Origin of the sequence: Aeromonas sp. DNRA1, from assembly GCF_963888745.1 — a bacterium.
GTDB classification, from domain to species: domain Bacteria; phylum Pseudomonadota; class Gammaproteobacteria; order Enterobacterales; family Aeromonadaceae; genus Aeromonas; species Aeromonas hydrophila.
Genome location: NZ_CAWPKQ010000009.1, coordinates 1 through 22348 on the forward strand (window position 1 = coordinate 1; position 22348 = coordinate 22348).

A 22348-nucleotide genomic window follows, 5' to 3' on the forward strand; every position below is an offset into this window, starting at 1 on the left:
AAAAAGCTAACCAGACAGCGGAGCGGTAGTTCAGTCGGTTAGAATACCGGCCTGTCACGCCGGGGGTCGCGGGTTCGAGTCCCGTCCGCTCCGCCACTAATTTGAAAGGCCTTCCCAAATGGGAAGGCCTTTTTGCTATCTGGTTTTGGTGAATGAAATAAGGAAACAAAGGGCAACAGACAGGGCTGCGACTTGCCACTGGCAACTCGGTCCCTGTCTGTTGTCCTTTGTGCTTGAGCCGGACTCTGTCCGTCTCCTCGTCCGCTCCGCCACTACTCAAGAAGCCCAGTCTAACGACTGGGCTTTTTTTCGTTTTACTTTCCCCGAAGTGCCTCCTCTCCCTCTTTTATATCCTGCTGATTTATCATGCTATGGACGTTGTACCTCAAGGCTTTCCATCGGGGATGGGGTTCGGCATACAATGCGCCTTTGGTGTCAGATGGGAGTCCCCCTATGTTTTGTCCGCGTTGTGGTTCCGGAGCGCTGCAACAGCGCAGCGAGAAAGAGTTTGCCTGTGGCTGTGGTTTTCACTATTTCCAGAATGTGGCGTCGGCCGTGATGGTGGCGCTGTGCTGGCAGGACGAGCTGCTGGTCGCGGTGCGGGCCCGGGATCCCGGCCGGGGCTTGCTGGATCTGCCGGGCGGCTTCGTCGATCCCGGCGAATCGCTGGAGGAAGCTTTGGTGAGGGAGCTCAAGGAGGAACTGGGGCTGGATCTGACGGGGGAGACGCCGCGCTATCTGGGTTCTTATGCCAACGTCTATCCCTATGACGATGTGACCTATCACACCTGCGACACCGTCTTTCTGCTGGAGTTGGCGCACAAGCCTTTGGTGGTGGCGGCCGATGATGTGGCCGCCTGCGAGTGGCGCAAGCTGGCCGGCATTGCCCCTGCCGAGTTTGCTTTCCGCTCTACCGGCGCCGCCATCAGTCAATTGCAGCGGCTGCGGGGCTAACCGATAGCAGTGATGACAGGGCGGAGCAGCTAGCCCGGCAGGTGGAGGGTGACGATCAGGCCGCCCTCTTCACCGTTTCTGGCCTCGACCCGCCCGCCCTGGGCCTGGATTGCCTTGCGGGTGATGGCGAGCCCCAGTCCATAACCCTTGCCTGCTGTAGGGGAGCCGATCCGCACGAAGGGATCGAAGATGCTGGAGAGCTTGTTCTCATCCACCCCCATCCCCTGATCCGCTACCTCGACGATGAACTCGTCGCCCTGCCGCATCAGGGTCAGGCGAATGGTCTGTCCTGCTTGCGAGAAGCGCAAGGCATTGCGTAGCACGTTGTCGAGGGCCCGGCGGATCAGCTCCGCCTGTCCACAGACCGTGTATTCCATGGCCTCATCCACCCAGGTTTTTATCTCGACTCCCATGTGCTGCGCCTCGTAGCGGGTATCGCTCACCACGGCATCGACCAGTCCCTGCAGATCGTAATACTCCTCGCCATCCCGCTCGCCATGGCCGGCGCGGGTGAGGGTCAGCAGCTCGCCGATCATCTTGTCCATGCGCTGGGTCTCGAGCTGGATCCGCTCGAGGGATCCCTCGAACTTGGCCTGATCCTGCTGGGCCAGGCCGATGGCCAGCTGCAACCTGGCAAGGGGGGAGCGCAGCTCGTGGGAGACGTCGTGCAGCAGTTGCTCGCGGCTCTCCACCAGCAGTTGCAACCGCTCGGCCATGGCATCGAAGTCGCGGGCCGCATCGCTGATCTCGTCGTGGCGCCGCCGCATGGCGGGGTAGAGGCGCACTGCCAGATCCCCCTGGGCGAGGCGCTCGAATCCCTGCCGAAAGCGGTTCATGGGGCGGGTCAGGTGCCAGGCGAGCAGAGCGCTGAAGAAGAGACCGCCAAGCCCGCCGATCCACCACATGGGTGGTGGCATGTTGAGCCAGTTGCTGCGGGGCTGAGGTGGTGTCAGCAACTGCTGCAGGCCGGCACTGTCGTAGTCGAGCCGGTAGTGCCGGCCATCGGCTCCCAACAGGATGCGGCCACCCTGTGTTGTGGATGGCTCTGCTGCGACCAGTTCAAGCCGCAGCAGCCTTCGTTCCTGGGCCGGCCAGCTGGCCTGCAGGGCCTCAACCGCAGCCGGTCCCTGCCGCTGCAGCAGGCTGGCGGCGGCTGCCAGCTGACGCTCGGCCAGCTGGTTTGCCATCCGCAGCTCTGGCGGCCCTTCGTGGCGATAGAGGCTGAAGGCTACCCACAGCAGCTGGCTCATCATGATGATGGTGAACCAGAAGCCGAACAGGATCTTCCAGAACAGGCGCCCCTTGAGGATCATGCCAGCCGGTATCCTATGCTGCGCACCGTCTCGATGCCGACGGCTTCGCCCGCCAGGGCTTGCAGCTTCTGGCGGATATTGCAGATGTGCACGTCGACGCTGCGATCATAGGGCTCGCGCGGGCGGCCAAGCCCGTGCAGGGAGAGCTCATCCTTGCTGACCACCCGCTCTGGGGATCGCAGCAGCAGTTCCAGCAGGTTGAACTCGGTGGCGGTCAACTCCAGCGGCTGCGCCTGCCAGTGACACTGACGGCTGGCGGGGGAGAGCACCAGCTCGCCAAGGCGCAGACCCTGCTCCTTGCCCGGATGGGCGGGGGCAGGCTCGACCCGGCGCAGCACTGCCCTCAGCCTGGCCACCAGTTCCCGCGGGTAGCAGGGCTTGGGCACATAGTCATCGGCCCCCATCTCCAGCCCGATCACCCGATCGATGTTGTCTCCCTTGGCGGTGAGCATGATGACGGGGATCCGGCTGTCGCGGCGGATCTGGCGCAGCACCTCGCTGCCATTCAGATCGGGCAGCATGATGTCGAGCACCACGGCGGCATAGTTGCCGGAGAGGGCGTGCTGTACGCCGCTCTTGCCGGTCAGCACGTGGGTGGTGGCAAAGCCTTCGCCAGCCAGGTATTCGCTCAGCATGGTGCCAAGCTCCAGATCATCGTCCACCAGCAGGATCTTCATCGCTCTTCTCCGTCTCGGGTTGGCGCCATTTTCCCGTGTCCGTCTCCGCCTGACAGCTGCTTTTACGCAATCCTTACACTGCCCTGCAAGAGGCTTAACCGGACATTGGAGTAGATTGCCCGGGTCTGTTTCACCCTCTGTTTCAGCCAAGGATATCCGCGATGGCCCGTGCCCGTCTCCCCGTTGTTCGCCTGCTGTTGCCCGCCCTGGTGCTGGTCGGTGCCGGCTGGCTGCTGCTGCCTTCCACTGCGGCACCAACCACCTCTTATATCACCACTCCGGTCGAGCGGCGGGATCTGGAGCAGAGCGTGCTGGCCGACGGCACCCTGCAGGCCCAGAAGCTGGTGAGCGTGGGGGCGCAGGTGTCGGGACAGATCAAGGCGCTGCACGTGGCGCTGGGGGATGAGGTGAAGCAGGGCGATCTGCTGGTCGAGATCGACGATCTCACCCAGCAGAACGCCCTCAAGGATGCCGAAGCCGCCCTCGACAACGTGCAGGCCCAGCTGGCCTCGCGCCGGGCAACTCTGCGCAACAACCAGCTGGCCTTCGAGCGCCAGCGCAAGGTGCTGGATCGGGGATTGGGCAGCCAGGCCGACTACGACAGTGCGGAGGCGACCCTGACGGCGACCCGCGCCGACATCCGGGCGCTGACGGCGCAGGCGGTGCAGGCCCGCATCGCGGTCGACACCGCCAGAGTGAATCTGGGTTACACCCGCATCGTCTCCCCCATGGCGGGCACCATAGTTGCGATCCCGGTGGAGCAGGGGCAGACGGTCAACGCGGTGCAGAGTACTCCGACCATGGTCAAGGTGGCGCGGCTCGACACCATGACGGTGGAGGCGCAGATCTCGGAGGCGGACGTGATCAAGGTGAAGGCCGGCCTGCCCAGTTATTTCACCGTGCTGGGGGCGCCCGAGCAGCGCTACCGGGCCCGTCTGCGCGCCATCGAGCCCGCCCCCGACACCATCAACGACGACACGACCAGCAGCAGTTCGACCAGCACGGCTGTCTACTACCACGGTCTGTTTGAGGTGGAGAACCCTGAAGGGGCCCTGCGTATCGGCATGACGGCCCAGGTGCACATAGTGCTGGCGACCGAGCGCAACGCCCTGGTGATCCCGGCCATCGCCCTGAGCGAGGGGCGGGTGCAGGTGGTGGATGAGGCCGGTCTCCCACAATGGCGGCAGGTGAAGGTGGGCCTCAACAACAAGGTGGATGCCCAGATCCTGGCGGGGTTGGCCGCCGGGGAGGCCGTGGTGGTGAGTCAGCTGACGGCCCAGCGCCAGCAGAGCGGGCGAATGGGCCCGCCGATGGGGATGTGACCATGAGGGAACCACTGCTGCAACTGAGCGGGGTCCGCCGCCATTTTGGTGACGGGGGGCGGCGCGTCGAGGTGCTCAAGGGCATCGACCTGACCATAGCGCGAGGCGAGATGGTGGCCATCGTCGGCGCCTCCGGCTCCGGCAAATCGACCCTGCTCAATATTCTGGGCTGCCTGGATCAACCGAGCGAGGGTAGCTATCGGGTAGCCGGGCGGGAGACGGGCCGGCTGACGGCCGATGCGCTGGCGACCCTGCGCCGCGAGCACTTCGGTTTCATCTTTCAGCGCTACCACCTGCTGGGGGATCTCAGTGCCCGCGACAACGTGGCGCTGCCCGCCCTCTATGCCGGGTTGGCTGGCGATGCGCGCAAGGCGCGGGCCGAGAGCCTGCTGCAGCGGCTCGGGCTCGGCAGCCGGCTCGACTACAAGCCGAGCCAGCTCTCCGGCGGCCAGCAGCAGCGGGTCAGCATTGCCCGTGCCCTCATCAACGGCGGTCAGGTGATTCTGGCGGATGAACCGACCGGCGCCCTCGACAGCCAGAGCGGAGCCGAGGTGCTCGGCATCCTGGGCGCGCTGCATCGACAGGGCCACACGCTGGTGCTGGTGACCCACGACATGGCGATCGCCGAACAGGCCGAGCGGATCATCGAGCTTAAAGATGGCGAGGTGGTGGCCGACCGTTGTCGCGAGCCGGCATCGCAGTCTCCTGCGCCAACGACTCCTCGTGCCGACATCGGGGGACGCTGCGGTCTGGCCGGGCGGCTCGGCGTCGCCTTCAAGATGGCGCTGCTGGCCATGCGGGCCCAGCGGATGCGCACCTTCCTCACCATGCTCGGCATCATCATCGGCATCGCCGCCGTGGTGTCGGTGGTAGCGCTGGGACGTGGCTCCCAGCAGCAGGTGCTGGCCAACATCAATGCCATGGGCACCAGCACCCTGGAGATCTTCCCCGGCAGCGGCTTCGGCGATCGGCGGGCCGAGGCGGTCCAGACCCTCAGGGTAGAAGATGCCGAGGCCCTCGCCGGGCTCGGCTATGTGCACAGCGTGACCCCCAGTCTGGCCACCAGCGTCACCCTGCGCCGGGGCAGCCAGGCGGTGCTGGGTTCGGTGAACGGGGTGGGGGAGCAGTTCTTCCAGGTGCGCGGCTACCGATTGCTGCAGGGCATGCTGTTCGATGCCACCAGCGTGACCGCTCTGGCGCAGGAGGTGGTGATCGACGAGAACAGCCTGGCGCGTCTGTTCGGTGAGGGGGAGTCGCCGCTCGGTCAGGTGATCCTGCTGGGTAGCCTGCCGTGCCGGGTGATCGGGGTGGTGGCCCGCAACCAGAGCGGCTTTAGCAGCGACGAGAACCTCAACGTCTGGATCCCCCACACCACGGCCATGACGCGGATGCTGGGCCAGAGCCACCTGCGCAGCATCAGCGTGCGGGTGCAGGACGAGGTGGCGCTGGCCGCCGCCGAGGATGGCATCAGCCGTTTGCTGCGTGAGCGGCACGGCGCTCAGGATTTCTTCGTGCTCAACACCGACAGCATCCGCCAGGCGATCACCAGCACCAATGCCACCCTGACCCTCTTGATCGCCATGATTGCGCTCATCTCCCTGGTGGTGGGCGGCATCGGGGTGATGAACATCATGCTGGTGTCAGTGAGCGAGCGCACCCGCGAGATCGGCGTGCGGATGGCGGTGGGTGCCAGAACCGGCGACATACTGCAGCAGTTCTTGATCGAGGCGGTGTTGGTCTGCCTGCTGGGCGGGGCGGCCGGGGTGCTGCTCTCCCTGCTGGTCGGCGTCTTGTTCGAGCACTTCAGCAGCCAGTTCACCCTGAGCTACTCCCTGGACGCCGTGCTGATGGCCTTCTTCTGCTCGAGCCTCATCGGCGTGTTGTTTGGCTTCTTCCCGGCGCGGCGGGCGGCGCGGATGGACCCCATCCACGCACTGGAGCGGGAGTAGGCACTCTCTTCGGCGCCCGCAGCGCCTCCCCATTCGCCGGCGTTGCCGAGGGCTCATCCCGCCTCGGTGGCCTGGCGAGTTGGCCGGACGGCACCCTGTGCCAGTCCGGCAGCCTGAACCGTGTCATCGACGTGACACAGCCTGCTCTGCGCGGGTTTTCAACCGGGCCCCTGGCCCGGTTCTTTTTCTCATGCGAAAAAAAGGCGCCACCCGAGGGGGACGCCTGAAAGGTCAAACCTTGCGGTTTGCGGACCAACGGAACCAAGACTTCACACACATCACACTCTCAGCACTTCTGGCAGGCTCAGCCCTGCCACTTGCCTCCTTCCACTATCACGTCGTTGGGATCGGTATCGGCGCTCAGTTTGTCGCGCACATACTGGTCGTAGAGTTTCAGCAGGTACTTCTCTTCCCCCAGCTTGGCGAGACGGTCGTTGACCCAGTCACGCAGCTCGATATTGCCCTTCTTCACCGCCGGCGCGATGGGGTCTTCCGAGCCCAGCTTCTCGGGCAGCACCCGATAGCCCGGGTTCTCCTTGGCCCAGCTGAAGAGCACCAGGTTGTCCTGGGCATAGGCGTCGCCACGGCCCTGGGCCAGCGCCTGCAGGGATTCGGTATTCTTCTCGAACTTGAGCACCTTCCAGTCCGGGTGGTTGCGGGTCAGCCAGATGTCGGCCGTGGTGCCGGTAGTGACGATAAGCCGCTTGCCGGCCAGATCGTCGAGCTTCTTGGCGTCGCTGCCTTCCGGCACCAGCACCTGTACCGCCACTCGCAGGTTCGGGTTGGTGAAGTCCACCACCTGCCGCCGCTCCGGGGTGACCGTCATGTTGGCGAGGATCAGATCCACCTTGTCGCTCTGCAGGAAGGGGATGCGGCTGGCGGGCTCCACCGCCACGAACTCGACCTTGTTCTCGTCCCCCAGCAGGTCCTTGGCGAAACGGCGACCCAGATCCGTGTCAAAGCCGACGTAGTTGCCCTTCTCGTCCACATAGCCGAAGGGGGGCTTGTCGGTGAAGACGCCGACGATGAGCTTGTCGCGGGCCTTGATCTTGTCGAGAGAACCGTCCGCCGCATGGGCGGCGCCGCTGGCGAGACCCAGTCCCAACAAGGCACTGAACAGAACCGAGGTGATTTTTTTCATGCTGACTCCTTTCGTTTGATGACATTGGTATAAGAAAACTTGGCGAGGAACTGGCGTGCGCGCTGGCTGCGCGGGTTCTCGAAAAATTGATGGGGCGCGGCCTGCTCCAGGATGTGGCCGCCGTCCATGAAGACGATGCGATCGGCCACCGCCTGGGCGAAGGCCAGCTCGTGGGTGACGATGAGCAGGGTCATGCCGCTGCCGGCGAGATCGCGGATCACCTCCAGCACCTCCTGCACCATCTCGGGATCCAGCGCAGCGGTCACCTCGTCAAACAGCATCACCTGGGGGTTCATGCATAGCGCCCGCACGATGGCGATGCGCTGCTGCTGGCCGCCGGAGAGCTGACGCGGATAATCATGGCGCCGCTCCCACAGGCCGATGCGGGTCAGCAGCTGCTCCGCCTGCAGCAGGGCCTCCTGCCGCTCCCGTTTTTGCACTTGAAGGGGGCCGAGCAGCACGTTCTCCAGCACCGTCAGGTTGGGGAAGAGGTGATAGCTCTGGAACACCATGCCGATGCGCTGGCGCAGCCGCTGCCAGTCGGTGCTGGCATCCAGCCGCTCTCCATCGAAGCGAATATCGCCTCCCTGAATGGGTTCGAGCCCGTTGAGGGTGCGCAGCAAGGTGCTCTTGCCGCAGCCGCTCGGCCCCAGGATGACGATCACTTCCCCGGCGTTTACCGTGAGGCTGACCTCGTCCAGTACCCGGTTTTGGCCGAATTGTTTGCTGACAGCATTGAGCTCAAGCAGAGGTGTCATACCGCATTACCCCATTGTTGCTCCAGCCGGCGCGAGGCGAGCGAGAGTGGATAGCAGACCAGAAAAAAGAACAGGAACAGCAGGCCGTAGATGAGCACGGAGGCATAGGTGCGCTCGATGATCTGCTGGCCCACCTTGATCACCTCCACCACCCCGATCAGCACCGCCAGCGAGCTGGTCTTGATGATGCGGGTGTAGATGTTGATGGTGGGCGGGGTGAGTCGTTGCAGCGCCTGGGGCAGCAGCACGTGACGATAGAGTTGCCAGCGGGAGAGCCCGAGCGCCAGGCCGGCCTCCTGCTGGCCGCGGGCGAGGGACTTGAGACCGCCGCGCACCACCTCCCCCACCTCGCTGGCGCCCCAGAGGGCGAGCACCAGCACGGCGCACCAGAAGGCCGGGATGTCTACGCCAAAGAAGATCGGCAAGCCGAAGAAGAAGAGGTAGAGCCAGACCAGCACGGGCACCACCCGAAACAGCTCCAGATAAACCCGCAGTAGCCCCCGCACCAACCGGCCTCCCTGTTGCGCCAGCACGCCATAACCGACCCCGCCCAGGGTGGCGAACAGGATGGCGAGCAGCGATATGGCGAGGGTCTGACCCGCGCCCACCGCCAGCAGCGGCAGCGCCTGCGTCAGCTGCTCAGTGACCGGACTGACCATATTGAGCCCTCCTTTCTGGTGCATGGGTGGCGAACGGTGGCAGCAGGAAGGTAAGTGCCCATATCGAGATCCTCGCCTGCATCAGTTGTTCAATGACCGAACTGACCATGTTGCAGCCTCCTTTCAACGATGCGCAGGGCGAGCGACAGCGGCAGAAAGATCAGCACGCACATCAAGGTCAGCACCGCCAGCATCTCGTAGGTCTTGTAGTAGAGGGCGATGTAGTTCTTGGTGGTGTAGAGCAGCTCCGGCACCGCCACCGCCGAGGCCACCGTGGTCTCTTTAAGCAGAAAGATGAAGTTGGCAAACAGCGCCGGCAGGCTGGCGAGCCAGGCCTGGGGCAGCTGCACGTGGCGTAGCAGTTGCCAGCGGGAGAGGCCGATGGCTCGCCCGGCCTCCAGCTGGCTGGGGGGAACCGCCTGAATGCCCGCCCGCAGCGCCTCGGTCAGGTAGCCGCCACCGAGGAAGGTCATGGCGATCACCGCCGTGGCAAAGCCCGACAGCGACAGGCCGAGCGCCGGCAGCCCGAAGTAGAGAAAGAACAGCTGGATCAAGAGCGGCGTGTTGCGGGCCAGCTCCACATAGGCGCGGATCACCCCGTTCAGCCAGGGCCGATGCAGGCTTTGCAGCGTCACATTGAGCAGCGCCACGGCGAGCGAAGTGAGGATCACGATGGCGCCGAGCTGCAAGGTGACCCAGACCGATTGGCCGAACGCCGGCAGAGTGGTGAGGACAAAAGACCAGTCGAAGCTCATGCCGGGATCCTCCCGTCGCGGCGCAGCCGCTGGGGCACGACCGTGATGGCGTCCGGGTACTTGATGCCGGCGCCGGTGTTGAGCACCACCACCCGCTCACCCCCCTGGATCCAGCCCGCTTCCCGCAGCTGGCGGGCGGCGGCGAAGGCGGCCGCCCCTTCCGGGCAGACGAAGCAGCCCTCCTGAGAGGCGAGCTGACGCAGCTCGCGCTGGATGGCGCCATCTTCCACCGCGACGGCGCAGCCCTCGGTACGATAGAGGGCATCCAGCACCAGAAAATCCCCCAGCGCCTTGGGCACGTTGATGCCGAACGCCAGGGTCTGGGAGTCGGGCCAGAAGCGCGACTCGCGCTCCCCCTGCTGCCAGGCCTGGACGATGGGGGCGCAGCCGCTCGCCTGCACCGCCACCAGGCGTGGCAGCGGCCCCTGCACCCAGCCCAGCTCCTGCAACTCCCGCAGCGCCTTGTAGATGCCGATGAGGCCGACCCCGCCGCCGGTGGGGTAGAGGATCACGTCCGGCAGGGTCCAGCCGAGCTGTTCGGCGATTTCAAACCCCATGGTCTTCTTGCCCTCGATGCGATAGGGCTCCTTAAGGGTGGAGGCATCAAACAGTCCCTGCTGCGCCACCGCTTCGGCCACCTGGCGACCGGCGTCGCTGATGAGGCCGTCCACCAGATAGAGGCGGGCACCGGCCAGGGCGCTCTCCAGCCGGGTGATGGCGGGGGCCGCCTGGGGCTGGACTATGGTGCTGCGCAAGCCGGCGCGGGCGCCGTAGAGTGCCCAGGCCGCACCGGCGTTGCCGTTGGTGGGCATGGCGAAGTGGGTGACGCCGAGTTCGCGGGCGCGGGAGACGCCAACTGCGGCGCCACGGGCCTTGAAGGAGCCGGTGGGGGTGAGGCTCTCATCCTTCATCCAGAGATCCGGAATGCCGACCTGCTTGCCGAGGCGCGGCAGCGGCAACAGCGGGGTGAAGCCTTCCCCCAGGGTGACCACATGGGCGGGGTCGCGCACCGGCAGCAGCTCGTGGTAGCGCCACAGGCTGGCGGGGCGCCCCAGCAGGGCGGCCGGGTGCCAGGCCTGCTTCAGGGCCTCGAGGTCGTAGCTGGCCAGCAAGGGGGCGCCGACCGGGCTCAGCTGCTGGAGCTGATCGGCATCCACAATCTCGCCGGTCTTGCTGCAACGCAGATGTGATAGGTAGCTGTACGGCATGCTTTATCCTGAGTGAGTCGAGATGGTCAGTCGCTTATTCCATCCTGTGACCCAAGTGCCGGATAACAAACAAAATAAACTGGCAAACCTAAGCGAAAAAATTCATATGACTCCGATTGGTCAGGGTTGTGGCGGCTTCCCGCTCATGTCGCGTGGTCACCCGCTGGGGGGTTGGGCCGTCCGGCACTCTTTGCTAACCTGCCCGCTTCACCCGAAATCGCAGGGAGCCGCATCGATGCGAGCCATTGTCAGCCTGCTGGCCCTGTCACTGCTGTGTGCGTGCAGTGGCCAGTCAACCAAAGAGGATGCCATGTCAGGGAAAGCGCGCCTTCACTACCCCGTCACCCGCCAGGGTGAGCAGGTGGATCACTACTTCGGCCAGGCCGTGGCCGACCCCTATCGCTGGCTGGAGGATGACCGCAGCCCCGAGACCGAGGCCTGGGTCAAGGCCCAGAACGCCGTGACCCGGGACTACCTGGCACAGATCCCGTATCGCGCCGCCATCAAGGAGAAGCTGGCCGCCTCCTGGAACTACGCCAAGGAGGGGGCGCCGTTTCGCGAGGGGCGCTACCACTACTTCTTCAAGAACGACGGCCTGCAGAACCAGAACGTGCTGTGGCGCCAGCTGGCGGGCAAGCCGGCGGAGGTGTTCCTCGATCCCAATACCCTCAGCCCCGACGGCACCACGGCGCTGGATCAGCTGAGCTTCTCCCGTGATGGCCGCATCCTGGCCTACTCCTTGTCGCTGGCGGGCAGCGACTGGCGCGAGATCCACCTGATGGACGTACAGAGCAAGCAGCCGCTGGAGGCGCCCCTCAAGGACGTGAAGTTCAGCGGCATCAGCTGGCTCGGCAACGAGGGCTTCTTCTACTCGAGCTACGACAAGCCCGACGGCAGCGAGCTGTCGGCCAAGACCGATCAGCACAAGGTCTATTTCCACCGGCTCGGCACGGCGCAGGAGGATGATCGGCTGGTGTTTGGCGCCATCCCGGCCCAGCACCACCGCTATGTGGGGGCGACCGTCACCGAAGATGACCGCTTCCTGCTCCTCTCGGCGGCGAACTCCACCTCCGGTAACCGCCTCTATGTGAAGGATCTGAGCCAGGAGAACGCGCCGCTGCTGACGGTGCAGGGGGATCTGGAGGCGGACGTGAGCCTGGTGGACAACCAGGGCAGCACCCTTTACCTGCTGACCAACCGGGACGCCCCCAACGGCCGGCTGGTGACGGTGGATGCCGCCAACCCGGGCCCGGCCCACTGGCGGGATCTCATCCCCGAGCGTCAGCAGGTGCTGACGGTGCACAGCGGCAGCGGCTATCTGTTCGCCGAGTACATGGTGGATGCCACCGCCCGGGTCGAGCAGTTCGACTACGAAGGCAAGCGAGTGCGCGAGGTGGCGCTGCCCGGCCTTGGCAGCGTCAGCGGCTTCAACGGCAAGCACGATGATCCCGCCCTCTACTTCGGCTTCGAGAACTATGCCCAGCCGCCGACCCTCTACCGATTCGAGCCAAAGAGCGGTGCCATCAGCCTCTATCGCGCCTCGGCTGCGCCGTTCAAACCGGAGGATTACGTCTCCGAGCAGCGCTTCTACCAGAGCAAGGACGGCACCCGGGTGCCGCTCATCATCAGCTACCGCAAGGGCCTCAAGCTTGATGGCAGCAACCCGACCATCCTCTACGGCTACGGCGGTTTCGACGTGAGCCTGACCCCAAGCTTCAGCGTATCGGTGGCCAACTGGCTCGATCTGGGGGGCGTCTATGCGGTGGCCAACCTGCGCGGGGGCGGCGAGTACGGCCAGGCCTGGCACCTGGCGGGCACCAGGATGAACAAGCAGAACGTGTTCGACGACTTCATCGCTGCGGCCGAGTACCTCAAGGCCGAGGGCTACACCCGCACCGATCGGCTGGCGATCCGAGGTGGCTCCAACGGCGGTCTGCTGGTGGGGGCGGTAATGACCCAGCGGCCGGATCTGATGCGGGTCGCCCTGCCGGCGGTGGGGGTGCTCGACATGCTGCGCTACCACACCTTCACCGCCGGGGCAGGCTGGGCCTATGACTACGGCACCAGCGCCGACAGCGAGGCGATGTTCGACTACCTGAAGGGCTACTCGCCGCTGCACAACGTCCGGGCCGGGGTCAGCTACCCCTCGACCCTGGTGACCACGGCGGATCACGACGATCGGGTGGTGCCGGCCCACTCCTTCAAGTTTGCTGCCACCCTGCAGGCCGACAATGCCGGCCCCCATCCCCAGCTCATCCGTATCGAGACCAATGCAGGGCACGGGGCGGGCACGCCGGTGGCCAAGCTTATCGAGCAGAGTGCGGACATCTATGCCTTCACCCTGTACGAGATGGGCTATCAGCAGTTGCCGCGTCAGCCTTGATCCGGGCGAGGCGGGCGTCAGCCATCCACTATCATCTGGGCCCTGCGGGGCCCTTTTCATTGCCGCGTGTTTGAACGTGGGCCTGCGACCATCCCTGTCTCGCCGCTGGTCCGTTTTGGCAGACGGGCCCCATCTGTCATCCCCCCGGTGGTATAGTCAGCCACAAGATCCGCATTCAAGGAGTCCATCGTGAAGAAGATCATCTACATCCTGCTGGGGTTGGCGCTGGCGGCCGTGGTGGCCATCGCCGCCCTGGTGTCCCTCATCGATCCCAACCAGTTCAAGCCCCAGCTGGTGGAACAAGTGCGCAAGAGCACCGGCCGCGAGCTGGTGATACAAGGGGATATCGGCTGGCGTTTCTGGCCAAGCCTGGGCCTCTCCCTCGAGCAGGTGGCGCTGCGCAACCCCGCCGGCTTTGCCGAGCCCGATCTGGTGCGCTTCACGCGCGGGGAGGCCTCGGTGGGCCTGCTGCCGCTGCTCTCCCACCGGCTTGAGATCGGCAAGGTGACCCTGAGTGGCGCCCATCTGTTTATCCAGACCAAGGCTGACGGCAGCTCCAACCTGAGCGATCTGCTCAAGGCCTCCGCTGAGCCCAAGGGGGAGGCGGCCTCCGAGCCTGCCGCAACGACGCCCCCGCCCGCCAGTGACAAACAGCCCTGGCAGATCAGCCTGCAAGGAGTGGAGCTGCAACAGGCCAGCGCCCTGCTGCAGGACGATCGCAACGGCACCGTCTCCCGTCTCGAACAGCTGGACCTGAACCTGGGCCAGCTGGCGGTGGATCAGTGGGTACCGGTGACCCTGGCCGCCAAGGGGGCCCAGGGTGAGCTAGCGTTTGATCTCAAAGGGTCGGCCCAGCTCAAGCTGGCGTCCGATGCTAGCCGCAGCGAGCTGAAAGATGTCGCACTGGCGGGGAGCCTGAGCGAACCGACCCAGCGGCTGGATGCCTTCTCCCTCAAGGCCGATCGGCTGGCACTGGGGCAGTGGAGCAGCCTCATCCTCAGTCTGCAGGGGGCCCAGGGGGCGGCGGACAAGCCGACCCTGGCCGGAACCCTCGAAGGAACCCTCAAGGCGCGCCTCGATGAGAACCGGCAACTGCTGGAGATATCGGATGCCGTGCTGGCCGCCAAGCTCAGCGGCGATGCCCTGCCACGTCCGCAGATGCAGGTGAAGCTGGCGGGCTTTGCCCGCGCCGAGCTGGACAAGCAGGCCGTCACCCTCAGCAACCTGGTGATGGGGGTGGATGATGCTCTGCTGAGCGGCAACGGCAGCGTGCAGCTTGGCGCCGTGCCTAGGGTAGGGTTTGACCTCAAGGGGGAGAAGCTGGATCTCGACGGCTGGCTCGGTCAACCGGCCAAGGCTGCACCTGTGGCCGCCACCTCGGGCGCTGCAGCCCCGGCCGGAGCACCGGCACAGACCGCTGCGCCCGCCGCCCAGGCGCTCTCCACGGCCGAACCGGATCTTACCGCCCTCAAGTCGGTGGACCTGGCTGGCCGACTGCAACTGGGCAGCCTGCGCCTCAAGGGGCTGGATCTGAGCGCCGTCGATCTGCAGCTTGCCCTGGCCGGTGGCCAGCTCACCCTCAAGCAGTTCAGTGCCGGGGTGGCCGGCGGCCAGGTGACCGCCAGCGGCGTGCTCGATGCCCGTCAGCAGCCGGCCCGCTATCAGGTGCACAAGCGGGTGCAGGGGGTCGATGTGCGGCCGCTGCTGCAGACCCTGGCTCAGACCGACCTGCTGGAAGGCAAGGGGGATCTGGAGGTCGAGGCGCAGGGCTCAGGACTCTCCGAGCAGGCGCTGCGCAGTCGGATGCAGGGCAAGGTGAACCTCAGGCTGAGCGACGGTGCCCTACACGGCATTAACCTGGCGCAGATGATCCGCGAGGCGCGGGCCACCTTGACCGGCAAGGGAGCGGATCAGGTGAAGGAGGTGCGCAAGACCGACTTCAGCGCCCTCACCGCCAGCTTCCAGATTGCCGACGGGGTTGCCAGGAGCGACGATATCCAGCTGTTTGCCCCCGCCCTGCGGGTGAAGGGGCAGGGCCAGACCGCCCTGGTGCCGGAGACCCTCGACTTCCTGTTCCTCACCTCCGTGGTGGAGAGCAGCAAGGGGCAGGGGGGCAAGACGGTGGACGAGCTCAAGGACATCACCATACCGGTGCGCATCGGTGGCCACTGGCAGGCGCCGAGCTACAAGCTTGACGTGAAGGCCTTGCTCAGCAACAACAAGCTGCTGGAGGAGAAGGCCCGCAAGGAGGCCGAGCGCGGTCTCAAGAAGCTGCTGGGTGACAAGGCCGACAACGAAGGGGTGAAGGAGGTGGCGGACCAGCTACTCAAGGGCTTGTTCAAATAGCCAACCTCCCGTTGTTGTCATCAAGAGCCCGCCCCGTGCGGGCTCTGTGCATGGTGGGTCGCTGCCTGGCAAAGTGTCGACACGCGATGTTGCCTGTACTGGTAGTGAAAAACAGGGGTGTTTAGGTCTGAAAAAGATGGTATCACTGTGGTTTTACCAAGGAGTAGATGAATGAGTCGAAGTGAAACCGTAAGAGAGATATCCCATCCGGACTGGCCGCTGGTCTGGCAGATCTATGGCAGCAGCTTTCCCCGTTACGAACAGCGCCAGCCGCAGCATCAACAGCTCAAGATGGGAGACTCGCGCTTTCACTGTCAGCTCTTTTATCAGGGCGAGCAGCTGCTCGGCTTTATCTTCTGGTGGGACTGCGGCGAGCAGATCTACATCGAACACCTGGCCATCAACCCGGCCCTGCGCGGCCAGAACCACGGCTCAAGCCTGCTTGCCGCCTTCTGTGAGACGGCGGGATGCCCGGTCATCCTGGAGATAGATCCGCCAGAGGACGAGATCGCCATTCGCCGGCTGCGCTTCTATCAGTCGCTGGGTTTTTGCCTGAACGAGCATGACCACGTGCACCCGCCCTATCAGCCAGATTGTGAAGGACATGCGCTGCGGGTGCTGAGCTATCCGGCCCCGCTTGATGAGCAGGACTATAAGCGCTTCAACAAGGTGCTGGTGGAGACTGTGATGGATCACGGCCTGATGTAAATAAGGTGACTGATATTTATATTGTGAATTAAAGGGGGAGAAATCTCCCCCTAATAGCAGGATTATTCGTAGACAGCAGTTGTATGAAGTAATTGATCTGCAAAAGTGAAGATTTCATCTATTGAGCCAATCGGATGTCGAGTTTCTTTCTTTTCAGCGTCAAACAGCCCTATATATTTTTGGCGAGAGTTAAAATGTAATCTGCAAAGTGGTTTTCGGTTATTATCATCAAGCAGGATTCCAAAATAACTTTGAGTATCTCTCGGCGCAATTCTGGCAACATCAAATTGTTGTCTGAGAATAGCTTTTACAACATTGAACGCTTCCATTTCTTCAATAGTTGTATCTACTCTAGATTTTTCTTTGTTGTTATCATTTTCACTGTTGTCACTCGGTATATCACTTTCTGAGGCTGATGAGACAGACGAGGTGCTGACGCTATTACCTATTGCAGATTTCAATCTGGCATTGATGCTGTCGTTGAGGAACTGGTTCAGTGCTTTCTTGGTGATATCCGTGAACGACTGTTTTACCCTAGCAGTCAGTACACCATCATAAATTCGAGACGCAAAAAATTTGACAAAATCTTCCTCTGGAGAGGCGAACTGCTCAGCAAGTAGTTTCTTTATCTGGCTAAGATATTTAAGTTCTCCAGCAGCATCAACAACTGACTCAACATCGAAAGCTGTTTTAGTCAGTTTTAATACTTCAGGAACTACATGCTCATCTATGTCCTCAAGATCAAGTGTCAGAAACGGTTTCTCATCCATTTTATTCGGCGCATCCAAGTCGGTATAAAACTCATATTGAGCGCCATTAGTGAGAATGCCAATTCTGGCATTAGTTACCGAGAAATAACGGAAGAGTTGACCGGAGTGCTTTGCAGACAGTTTTTCACTGTATTTTTTACATTCAACCAAAATTTGAACTTGGCCATCCTTGAGGATGGCATAGTCAACCTTTTCTCCCTTTTTGATACCGGTGTCTGCGGTGAACTCAGGGATTACCTCGGTGGGGTCAAAGACATCGTAACCGAGAACACGGTTGAGAAACGGCATGACAAAGGCATTTTTGGTCGCTTCTTCAGTCGTGATCATCGATGACTGTTGAGCAATTTTCTTGGATAGACTCTGTAGCTGTTCTGAAAAATCCATTTCTTCCTCTCTGTATGGCGGCAAAGTTCTACTTTTTAACGCTATATTCCTCACCATCATCCCTGGTCAGAATAATGGGGGATAGATACCCATAACCTCTGCTTATATTCAGCAAAGTGCCATACGATTCCAAGGCTTGTATTCTTGAAACAGGATCTAGCTCACCGCTATTGAGTTTTATATGGAGAATATTTGTCCATTGTTGGCCCGAGCAATGAGAAGGGGCGCCTTGGCGCCCCTTCGGTTTACTCCCCCAGCAACTGTTGCCAGACCGCCAGCACATGGCCGCGCTCCGGCTGCAGCCTGTCGTCGCCTACCTTGCGGGAGACCTCGGAGAGGTTGAGGCGATGACCGAGGTTGCGGATCTCCAGATAGGCGTGCTTGAGCCCCTCCGCCTGCTCCAGGGTGAGCACTCCCGCCAGCACGCACTCATCGAAGATGCGCACGTTATCGGACCAGCGGGTGAGCGCTTCGGGTTCGCCGCAGGCGTGGGCCAGCACCAGGTACTGGGCGATGAACTCGATGTCCACCATGCCACCGGGGGACTGCTTGAGATCGAACTCGCCGGCACCGGCTTTGAGCAGGTGATCCCGCATCTTGTGGCGCATCTCGCGCACCTCGCGGGCCAGAGTCGGCAGCTCGCGCTCCTTGGCCAGCACGGCGCGGCGGATGCGGGCAAACTCGGCGATCACCGCCCCATCGCCATAGATGGGGCGGGCCCGCACCAGCGCCTGATGTTCCCAGGTCCAGGCCTCGTTTTGCTGATACAGCTCGTAGGCCGACAGCGACGAGACCAGCAGGCCGGAGTCGCCGGAGGGGCGCAGCCGCATGTCGATCTCGTAGAGGATGCCGGACGGGGTGCGGGTACTGAACAGGTGCAGGATCCGCTGGGCCAGGCGCAGGTAGAACTGGCGGCTGTCGATGGGTTTGCGCCCGTCGGTGTAGCTGTTGGGGTCGCCGCCGTGCAGGAACACCAGGTCGAGATCCGAGCCGTAGCCGAGCTCGATGCCGCCCAGTTTGCCGTAGGCCACCACCGCAAAGCCGCGCTGGCCGCTCACCGCCACCTCGGGTGGCACCCCGTAGCGTTCGCTCATCTGGGCCCAGGCCTGATTGACCACCTCTTCGGTGATCGCCTCCGCCAGCCAGGTGAGGTGGTCGCTCACCTTCATCAGCGGCAGGGCGCCTGCGATGTCGGCCGCCACGATGCGCAGCAGCTGCACCTGTTTGAACTGGCGCAGCGCCTCCATCTGCTGCTCCACGTCCTCTTCGGGGATGCGCAGCAGGAACTGGCGCAGCTGGGGCTTGTACTGATCGAGCGGGGTGGGGTGATAGAGGTGCTGGGGATCGAGCAGCTCGTCCAGCAAAATCGGGTAGCGGGCCAGCTGTTCGCTCACCAGATGGCTGGCGTCGCACAGCCGCACCAGCTGGCGCAGGGCGCCCGGGTTCTCCGCCAGCAGTTGCAGATAGGCGCTGCGGGTGAAGATGCGGGTCAGCAGCTCGCACACCCGCTCGAACAGGCGGGCAGGTTGCTCGCTGGCGACCACCAGTCGCAGCAGTTCCGGCATCAGCCAGTCCAGCGCGATGCGCCCCTGCGGGCCCACCTGACGGCGTTTGTATTCTTCCTTGAAGCGCAGCAGGGCGGCGCAGAGCGAGGCGGGCTCGGCCACCCCCTGCGCGCTCAGCAGTTGCTCCAGCTCGGCGGCGTCGAGCTCGGTGCGCCACAGATCGAGCCAGAGCTGTTCCAGGTGGGCGGGGGCCTCCTTCTCTTCCCCCACCACGGCGGCGAACTCCTGATGGACGGCCGCCATCTCCTCATCGAGATGAGCCATAAAGGCGCCCCAGTCAGCAAAACCCAGAGCCGCGATCAGCCGCTGGCGATCCCGCTCCTCGGTGGGCAGGGTCTGGGTCTGCTGATCACCGATCTCCTGCAAGATGTTTTCCACCCGGCGCAGGAAGCGATAGGCGGTGAGCAGGCGTTCGCAATGGGCAGATTCGAGGGCGCCGCACTGGGCGATGGCGGCCAGCGCTTCGGGCAGGTGGCGCACCCGCAGGGCAGGTTCACGCCCGCCGCGAATAAGCTGCAACGCCTGGGCGATAAACTCCACCTCGCGAATGCCGCCAGCCCCCAGCTTGATGTTGCCCTCCAGCCCCTTGCGGCGCACCTCGGCGGCGATCATCGCCTTCATCTGGCGCAAACCGTCGATGACGCCGAAGTCGATATAGCGGCGAAACACGAAGGGGCGCAGCATCTCGGCCAGCTCCACCGCGTGTTCGCACTGGGGCCCCAGCACCCGCGCCTTGACCATGGCATAGCGCTCCCAGTTGCGGCCGTGGTGCTGGTAGTAATCCTCCATGGCGGCAAACGAGATGGCGAGCGGCCCCGCGTCGCCAAAGGGGCGCAGCCGCATATCGACCCGGAACACCTGACCATCCTGCGTGGGCTGGTGGAGGGCGTTGATGATGCGCTGACCGAGCTTGATAAAGAACTGCTGGTTGGCGAGCTCGCGCCGCCCGCCGACCGTGTAGCCGTTCTCGGGGAAGGTGAAGATAAGGTCGATGTCCGAGGAAAAGTTCAGCTCACCGCCCCCCAGCTTGCCCATGCCGAGGATCAGCAGCGGCTGCGGGTTGCCGTCGCCATCCATCGGGGTGCCCAGCTCGTTGCTCTGTTTGGCGTAGAGCCAGTCGCGGGCGGCGCAGATGAGCACATCCGCCAGCTTGGTGAGGTGGATAAAGCTCTCTTCCACTTCGGCATGACCCAGTAGTTCGCGCCAGGCGATTACCAGCATGCGGCTGCGGCGGAACTGGCGCAGGATGCGCTTGAGCGCCTCCTCATCGTCCACCTCGGCCAGCAGAGCGGCCAGATCGCGTTGGTAGGCGGGCCAGCGCTCGGAGCGCTCCAGATCCCCGGAGGCCAGCAGCTCGGTCAGTAACTCCGGCTGTTTGAAGAGAGAGTCGGCGACAAAATCGGAGAGGCCGAGCAGGGTCAGCAGGGTCTGGCGCACCGGCTCGGGCTGGTTGCCATAGTCGGGGGCCAGTTCAGTCAGCCGTTGCCAGTTGCGCTGGGCCAGCTCCTGCAGCAGGGGGGAGAAGGCGGAGAAAGAGGGAGAGTGCTGGGCCACGGTTGCCGTCCTTGTGATTAACGAAACTGCCGGATAAAAAGCTGGCTGCCAATCTAGCACTGTCAGGCCCCCGCGTCACAGCGCAGGGGCGAGAAGCATGATCCGGCGGGAATTATCGGCAGCCGGCCATTCAGGTGCGCTGGTAGATATCGGGGTGGTAGATCTCCATCAGACTGCCGGGGCTGGCGGGCGGCACGAAGCCGAAACCGGCGTAGAGGCCGTGGGCGTCGGAGGTGGCGAGGGAAAGGCGACGCAATCCCTGCAACTCGGGATGGTCGAGCATGGCCGCCACCAGCGCCTTGCTGTAGCCCTGGCCGCGATGCTCAGGCAGGACAAATACGTCGGCCAGATAACCGAAGGTGGCCTTGTCTGTGATGACCCGGGCGAAGGCGACCTGCTGACCGCCGAGATAGCCGCCAAAGCAGAGCGAATGGTTGATGGCCCGCTGCAGGGTGGCAAGGGGAATGCCGCGACACCAGTAGGCCTCTTCAGAGAGAAAACGGTGAATGAGCGGCACGTCCAGCCGTCCCTTGTCGGCGCTGATTTCAAGCGCAAGTTCTGTGGTCTGCATCCTGGCTCCTTGCCGCGATGAAAAAAGAAAGGCCCCTCGTGGGGGCCTTCCAGTCTAACCAGATTGCTGCGTGAAAGTCAGGCCAGCTTGAAGGCCTGGATATGAGTATCCAGGGTCTGGCTGTGGCGCTCCACCAGTTCGGAGGCCTCCTGCAGCTCGCGCAGGACGACCACGGAGCCCTCCACCACCTGCTTGACCTGCTCCAGGTTGCCGCTCATCTCCTCGGCCACCGAGCTCTGCTGTTCGGAGGCGGCGGCGATCTGGCGGTTCATGTCGGCCACCCCCTGTACCCGCTGCACTATGGTGGCGAGCTGGTCGCCGGCCTGGGTCACCTGCTCCACCCCCTTGTCGGCCTGCTGCACGCTCTGGGCCATCAGTTCGGCGGCCTGGCGGGCGTTGCCCTGCAGCTGCTCGATCATCTTCTGGATCTCGACGGTGGCGGCCTGGGCCCGGTTGGCCAGTTCGCGCACCTCGGAGGCGACCACCGCGAAGCCACGGCCGGCCTCACCGGCGCGGGCGGCTTCGATGGCGGCGTTGAGCGCCAGCAGGTTGGTCTGCTCCGAGATGCCGCGAATGGTATCCACGACGGAGCCGATCTGCTCGACCCCCTGTTCCACCTGATTGACCACTGTGGAGGAGCGCTGAATGTTGCCGGAGAGGGTATCTATGGTGTTGACGGTGGCGGCCACGCAGCGGCTGCCCTCCTCGGCCAGCAGGCTGGTCTCGGCGGTGGCGTGGGAGGCCTGTTCCGCATGGGCGGCCACCTCGCGAATGGCACCCACCATCTGGCTCATGGCGCTGGCCAGCTGCTCAATCTGGGTGAACTCCTCGCTGATGGCCTCGTTGGCCTCTTCCATGCAAAGGGTGACCTGGGAGGCGATGTCGTTGAGCTCCTTGCAGGCGACGCGCTGGGTGCCGAACACCTCTTTGAGGTTCTCCTGGGAGTGGGCCACCGCCTTGGCGATGTCACCGAACTCGTCACGGGACTTGAGCAGCACCCGGTGGCTTAGATCCTTGCGGGCGAAGCGCTCCAGCAGGCCCACCAGATAGTGCACCTGCTTGACCATCAGGCGCGAGCCGGTCAGCAGCAGCACCACGAACAGCAGCCCCATGATGGCGGTCTCCATCAACCCGGTCCAGAGCAGGCTGTTGGCGATAGTGTCCGCCTTGTCGGGCGCGATGCCTTCGTTGAGCAGGGTGGTTTCCAGATTGCTGGCGTCGAACCAGAGCTTGACCAGCAGCAGCACAGTACTGAACACCATGAGCAGTACCACTTTGGGTACCAGCCGGATATTGCTCATTCGCCTCTCCAGCGGGTTTAACTGCATAAT

At 63.6% G+C, this 22348-nt stretch carries 17 protein-coding genes and 1 tRNA gene; 7 read left to right on the top strand and 11 right to left on the bottom strand.

All coding sequences use genetic code 11. From position 1 onward, the window contains the following. Positions 1-19: 19 nt before the first annotated feature. Positions 20-96: transfer RNA gene (locus AACQ43_RS20535), tRNA-Asp, on the top strand. Between the two features lie 357 nt (positions 97-453). Continuing rightward, complete coding sequence (locus AACQ43_RS20540; RefSeq protein ID WP_168968564.1) at positions 454-954, top strand: NUDIX hydrolase; 501 nt, start codon at positions 454-456, stop codon at positions 952-954. Between the two features lie 29 nt (positions 955-983). Here AACQ43_RS20540 and AACQ43_RS20545 read toward each other — a convergent pair whose 3' ends face one another. Both AACQ43_RS20545 and AACQ43_RS20550 read right to left on the bottom strand, forming a co-directional pair. Beyond that, positions 984-2267, bottom strand: a complete 1284-nt coding sequence (locus tag AACQ43_RS20545; protein ID WP_168968565.1) for a HAMP domain-containing sensor histidine kinase — start codon at positions 2265-2267, stop codon at positions 984-986. Then, positions 2264-2944 carry a response regulator transcription factor gene (locus AACQ43_RS20550; RefSeq protein WP_045529234.1) on the bottom strand — a complete coding sequence of 227 codons (681 nt, stop codon included), beginning with the start codon at positions 2942-2944 and terminating at the stop codon, positions 2264-2266. The genes AACQ43_RS20545 and AACQ43_RS20550 overlap by 4 nt, the downstream gene beginning before the upstream one ends. A gap of 161 nt (positions 2945-3105) precedes the next feature. Between AACQ43_RS20550 and AACQ43_RS20555 the strand changes: the two genes are divergently transcribed. Together AACQ43_RS20555 and AACQ43_RS20560 are read left to right on the top strand one after the other, a co-directional pair. Then, positions 3106-4266: an efflux RND transporter periplasmic adaptor subunit gene (locus AACQ43_RS20555; protein ID WP_168968566.1), complete on the top strand. Its 1161-nt coding sequence runs from the start codon at positions 3106-3108 to the stop codon at positions 4264-4266. Between the two features lie 2 nt (positions 4267-4268). Continuing rightward, complete coding sequence (locus AACQ43_RS20560) at positions 4269-6215, top strand: MacB family efflux pump subunit (RefSeq protein ID WP_168968567.1); 1947 nt, start codon at positions 4269-4271, stop codon at positions 6213-6215. A gap of 304 nt (positions 6216-6519) precedes the next feature. Here the strand turns inward: AACQ43_RS20560 and AACQ43_RS20565 are convergent, their stop codons facing one another. The 5 genes from AACQ43_RS20565 to AACQ43_RS20585 form a co-directional block, all read right to left on the bottom strand. Further along, entirely contained in the window at positions 6520-7356 is an 837-nt protein-coding gene (locus AACQ43_RS20565; protein WP_168968568.1) for a transporter substrate-binding domain-containing protein, read from the bottom strand. Next, on the bottom strand, positions 7353-8114 hold the full coding sequence (locus AACQ43_RS20570) for an amino acid ABC transporter ATP-binding protein (protein WP_168968569.1): 762 nt from the start codon (positions 8112-8114) through the stop codon (positions 7353-7355). Before AACQ43_RS20570 ends, AACQ43_RS20565 begins: the two co-directional genes overlap by 4 nt. Continuing rightward, the gene (locus tag AACQ43_RS20575; RefSeq protein ID WP_168968570.1) at positions 8111-8773 is read right to left on the bottom strand and encodes an amino acid ABC transporter permease; all 663 of its coding nucleotides are present in this window, start codon (positions 8771-8773) and stop codon (positions 8111-8113) included. Before AACQ43_RS20575 ends, AACQ43_RS20570 begins: the two co-directional genes overlap by 4 nt. A gap of 89 nt (positions 8774-8862) precedes the next feature. Continuing rightward, positions 8863-9528 (bottom strand): amino acid ABC transporter permease, encoded by a 666-nt coding sequence (locus AACQ43_RS20580; RefSeq protein WP_168968571.1) that lies wholly within the window; start codon positions 9526-9528, stop codon positions 8863-8865. Continuing rightward, positions 9525-10736, bottom strand: coding sequence for a threonine synthase (locus AACQ43_RS20585; protein WP_168968572.1), 1212 nt, complete (start codon positions 10734-10736; stop codon positions 9525-9527). Before AACQ43_RS20585 ends, AACQ43_RS20580 begins: the two co-directional genes overlap by 4 nt. A gap of 235 nt (positions 10737-10971) precedes the next feature. Here AACQ43_RS20585 and AACQ43_RS20590 point away from each other — a divergent pair, with 235 nt between their 5' ends. The 3 genes from AACQ43_RS20590 to AACQ43_RS20600 all read left to right on the top strand — a co-directional run bounded on the left by AACQ43_RS20590 (position 10972) and on the right by AACQ43_RS20600 (position 16173). Continuing rightward, a complete protein-coding gene (locus AACQ43_RS20590) occupies positions 10972-13119 on the top strand; it encodes a prolyl oligopeptidase family serine peptidase (RefSeq protein WP_168968573.1) in 2148 nt (715 codons plus the stop codon). A 189-nt stretch (positions 13120-13308) separates the two neighbouring features. Next, positions 13309-15465, top strand: a complete 2157-nt coding sequence (locus AACQ43_RS20595; protein WP_168968574.1) for an AsmA family protein — start codon at positions 13309-13311, stop codon at positions 15463-15465. Positions 15466-15636: 171 nt separating this feature from the next. Further along, positions 15637-16173, top strand: a complete 537-nt coding sequence (locus AACQ43_RS20600; protein ID WP_168968575.1) for a GNAT family N-acetyltransferase — start codon at positions 15637-15639, stop codon at positions 16171-16173. Positions 16174-16235: 62 nt separating this feature from the next. Here the strand turns inward: AACQ43_RS20600 and AACQ43_RS20605 are convergent, their stop codons facing one another. The 4 genes from AACQ43_RS20605 to AACQ43_RS20620 form a co-directional block, all read right to left on the bottom strand. After that, positions 16236-17327 carry a type I restriction endonuclease gene (locus AACQ43_RS20605; protein WP_168968576.1) on the bottom strand — a complete coding sequence of 364 codons (1092 nt, stop codon included), beginning with the start codon at positions 17325-17327 and terminating at the stop codon, positions 16236-16238. Positions 17328-17572: 245 nt separating this feature from the next. Further along, positions 17573-20446 carry a bifunctional [glutamate--ammonia ligase]-adenylyl-L-tyrosine phosphorylase/[glutamate--ammonia-ligase] adenylyltransferase gene (gene glnE, locus AACQ43_RS20610; RefSeq protein WP_168968577.1) on the bottom strand — a complete coding sequence of 958 codons (2874 nt, stop codon included), beginning with the start codon at positions 20444-20446 and terminating at the stop codon, positions 17573-17575. Positions 20447-20576: 130 nt separating this feature from the next. Beyond that, positions 20577-21017 carry a GNAT family N-acetyltransferase gene (locus tag AACQ43_RS20615; protein ID WP_146061317.1) on the bottom strand — a complete coding sequence of 147 codons (441 nt, stop codon included), beginning with the start codon at positions 21015-21017 and terminating at the stop codon, positions 20577-20579. Positions 21018-21094: 77 nt separating this feature from the next. After that, positions 21095-22345 (bottom strand): methyl-accepting chemotaxis protein, encoded by a 1251-nt coding sequence (locus AACQ43_RS20620; RefSeq protein ID WP_042064136.1) that lies wholly within the window; start codon positions 22343-22345, stop codon positions 21095-21097. Between the last annotated feature and the right edge of the window lie 3 nt (positions 22346-22348).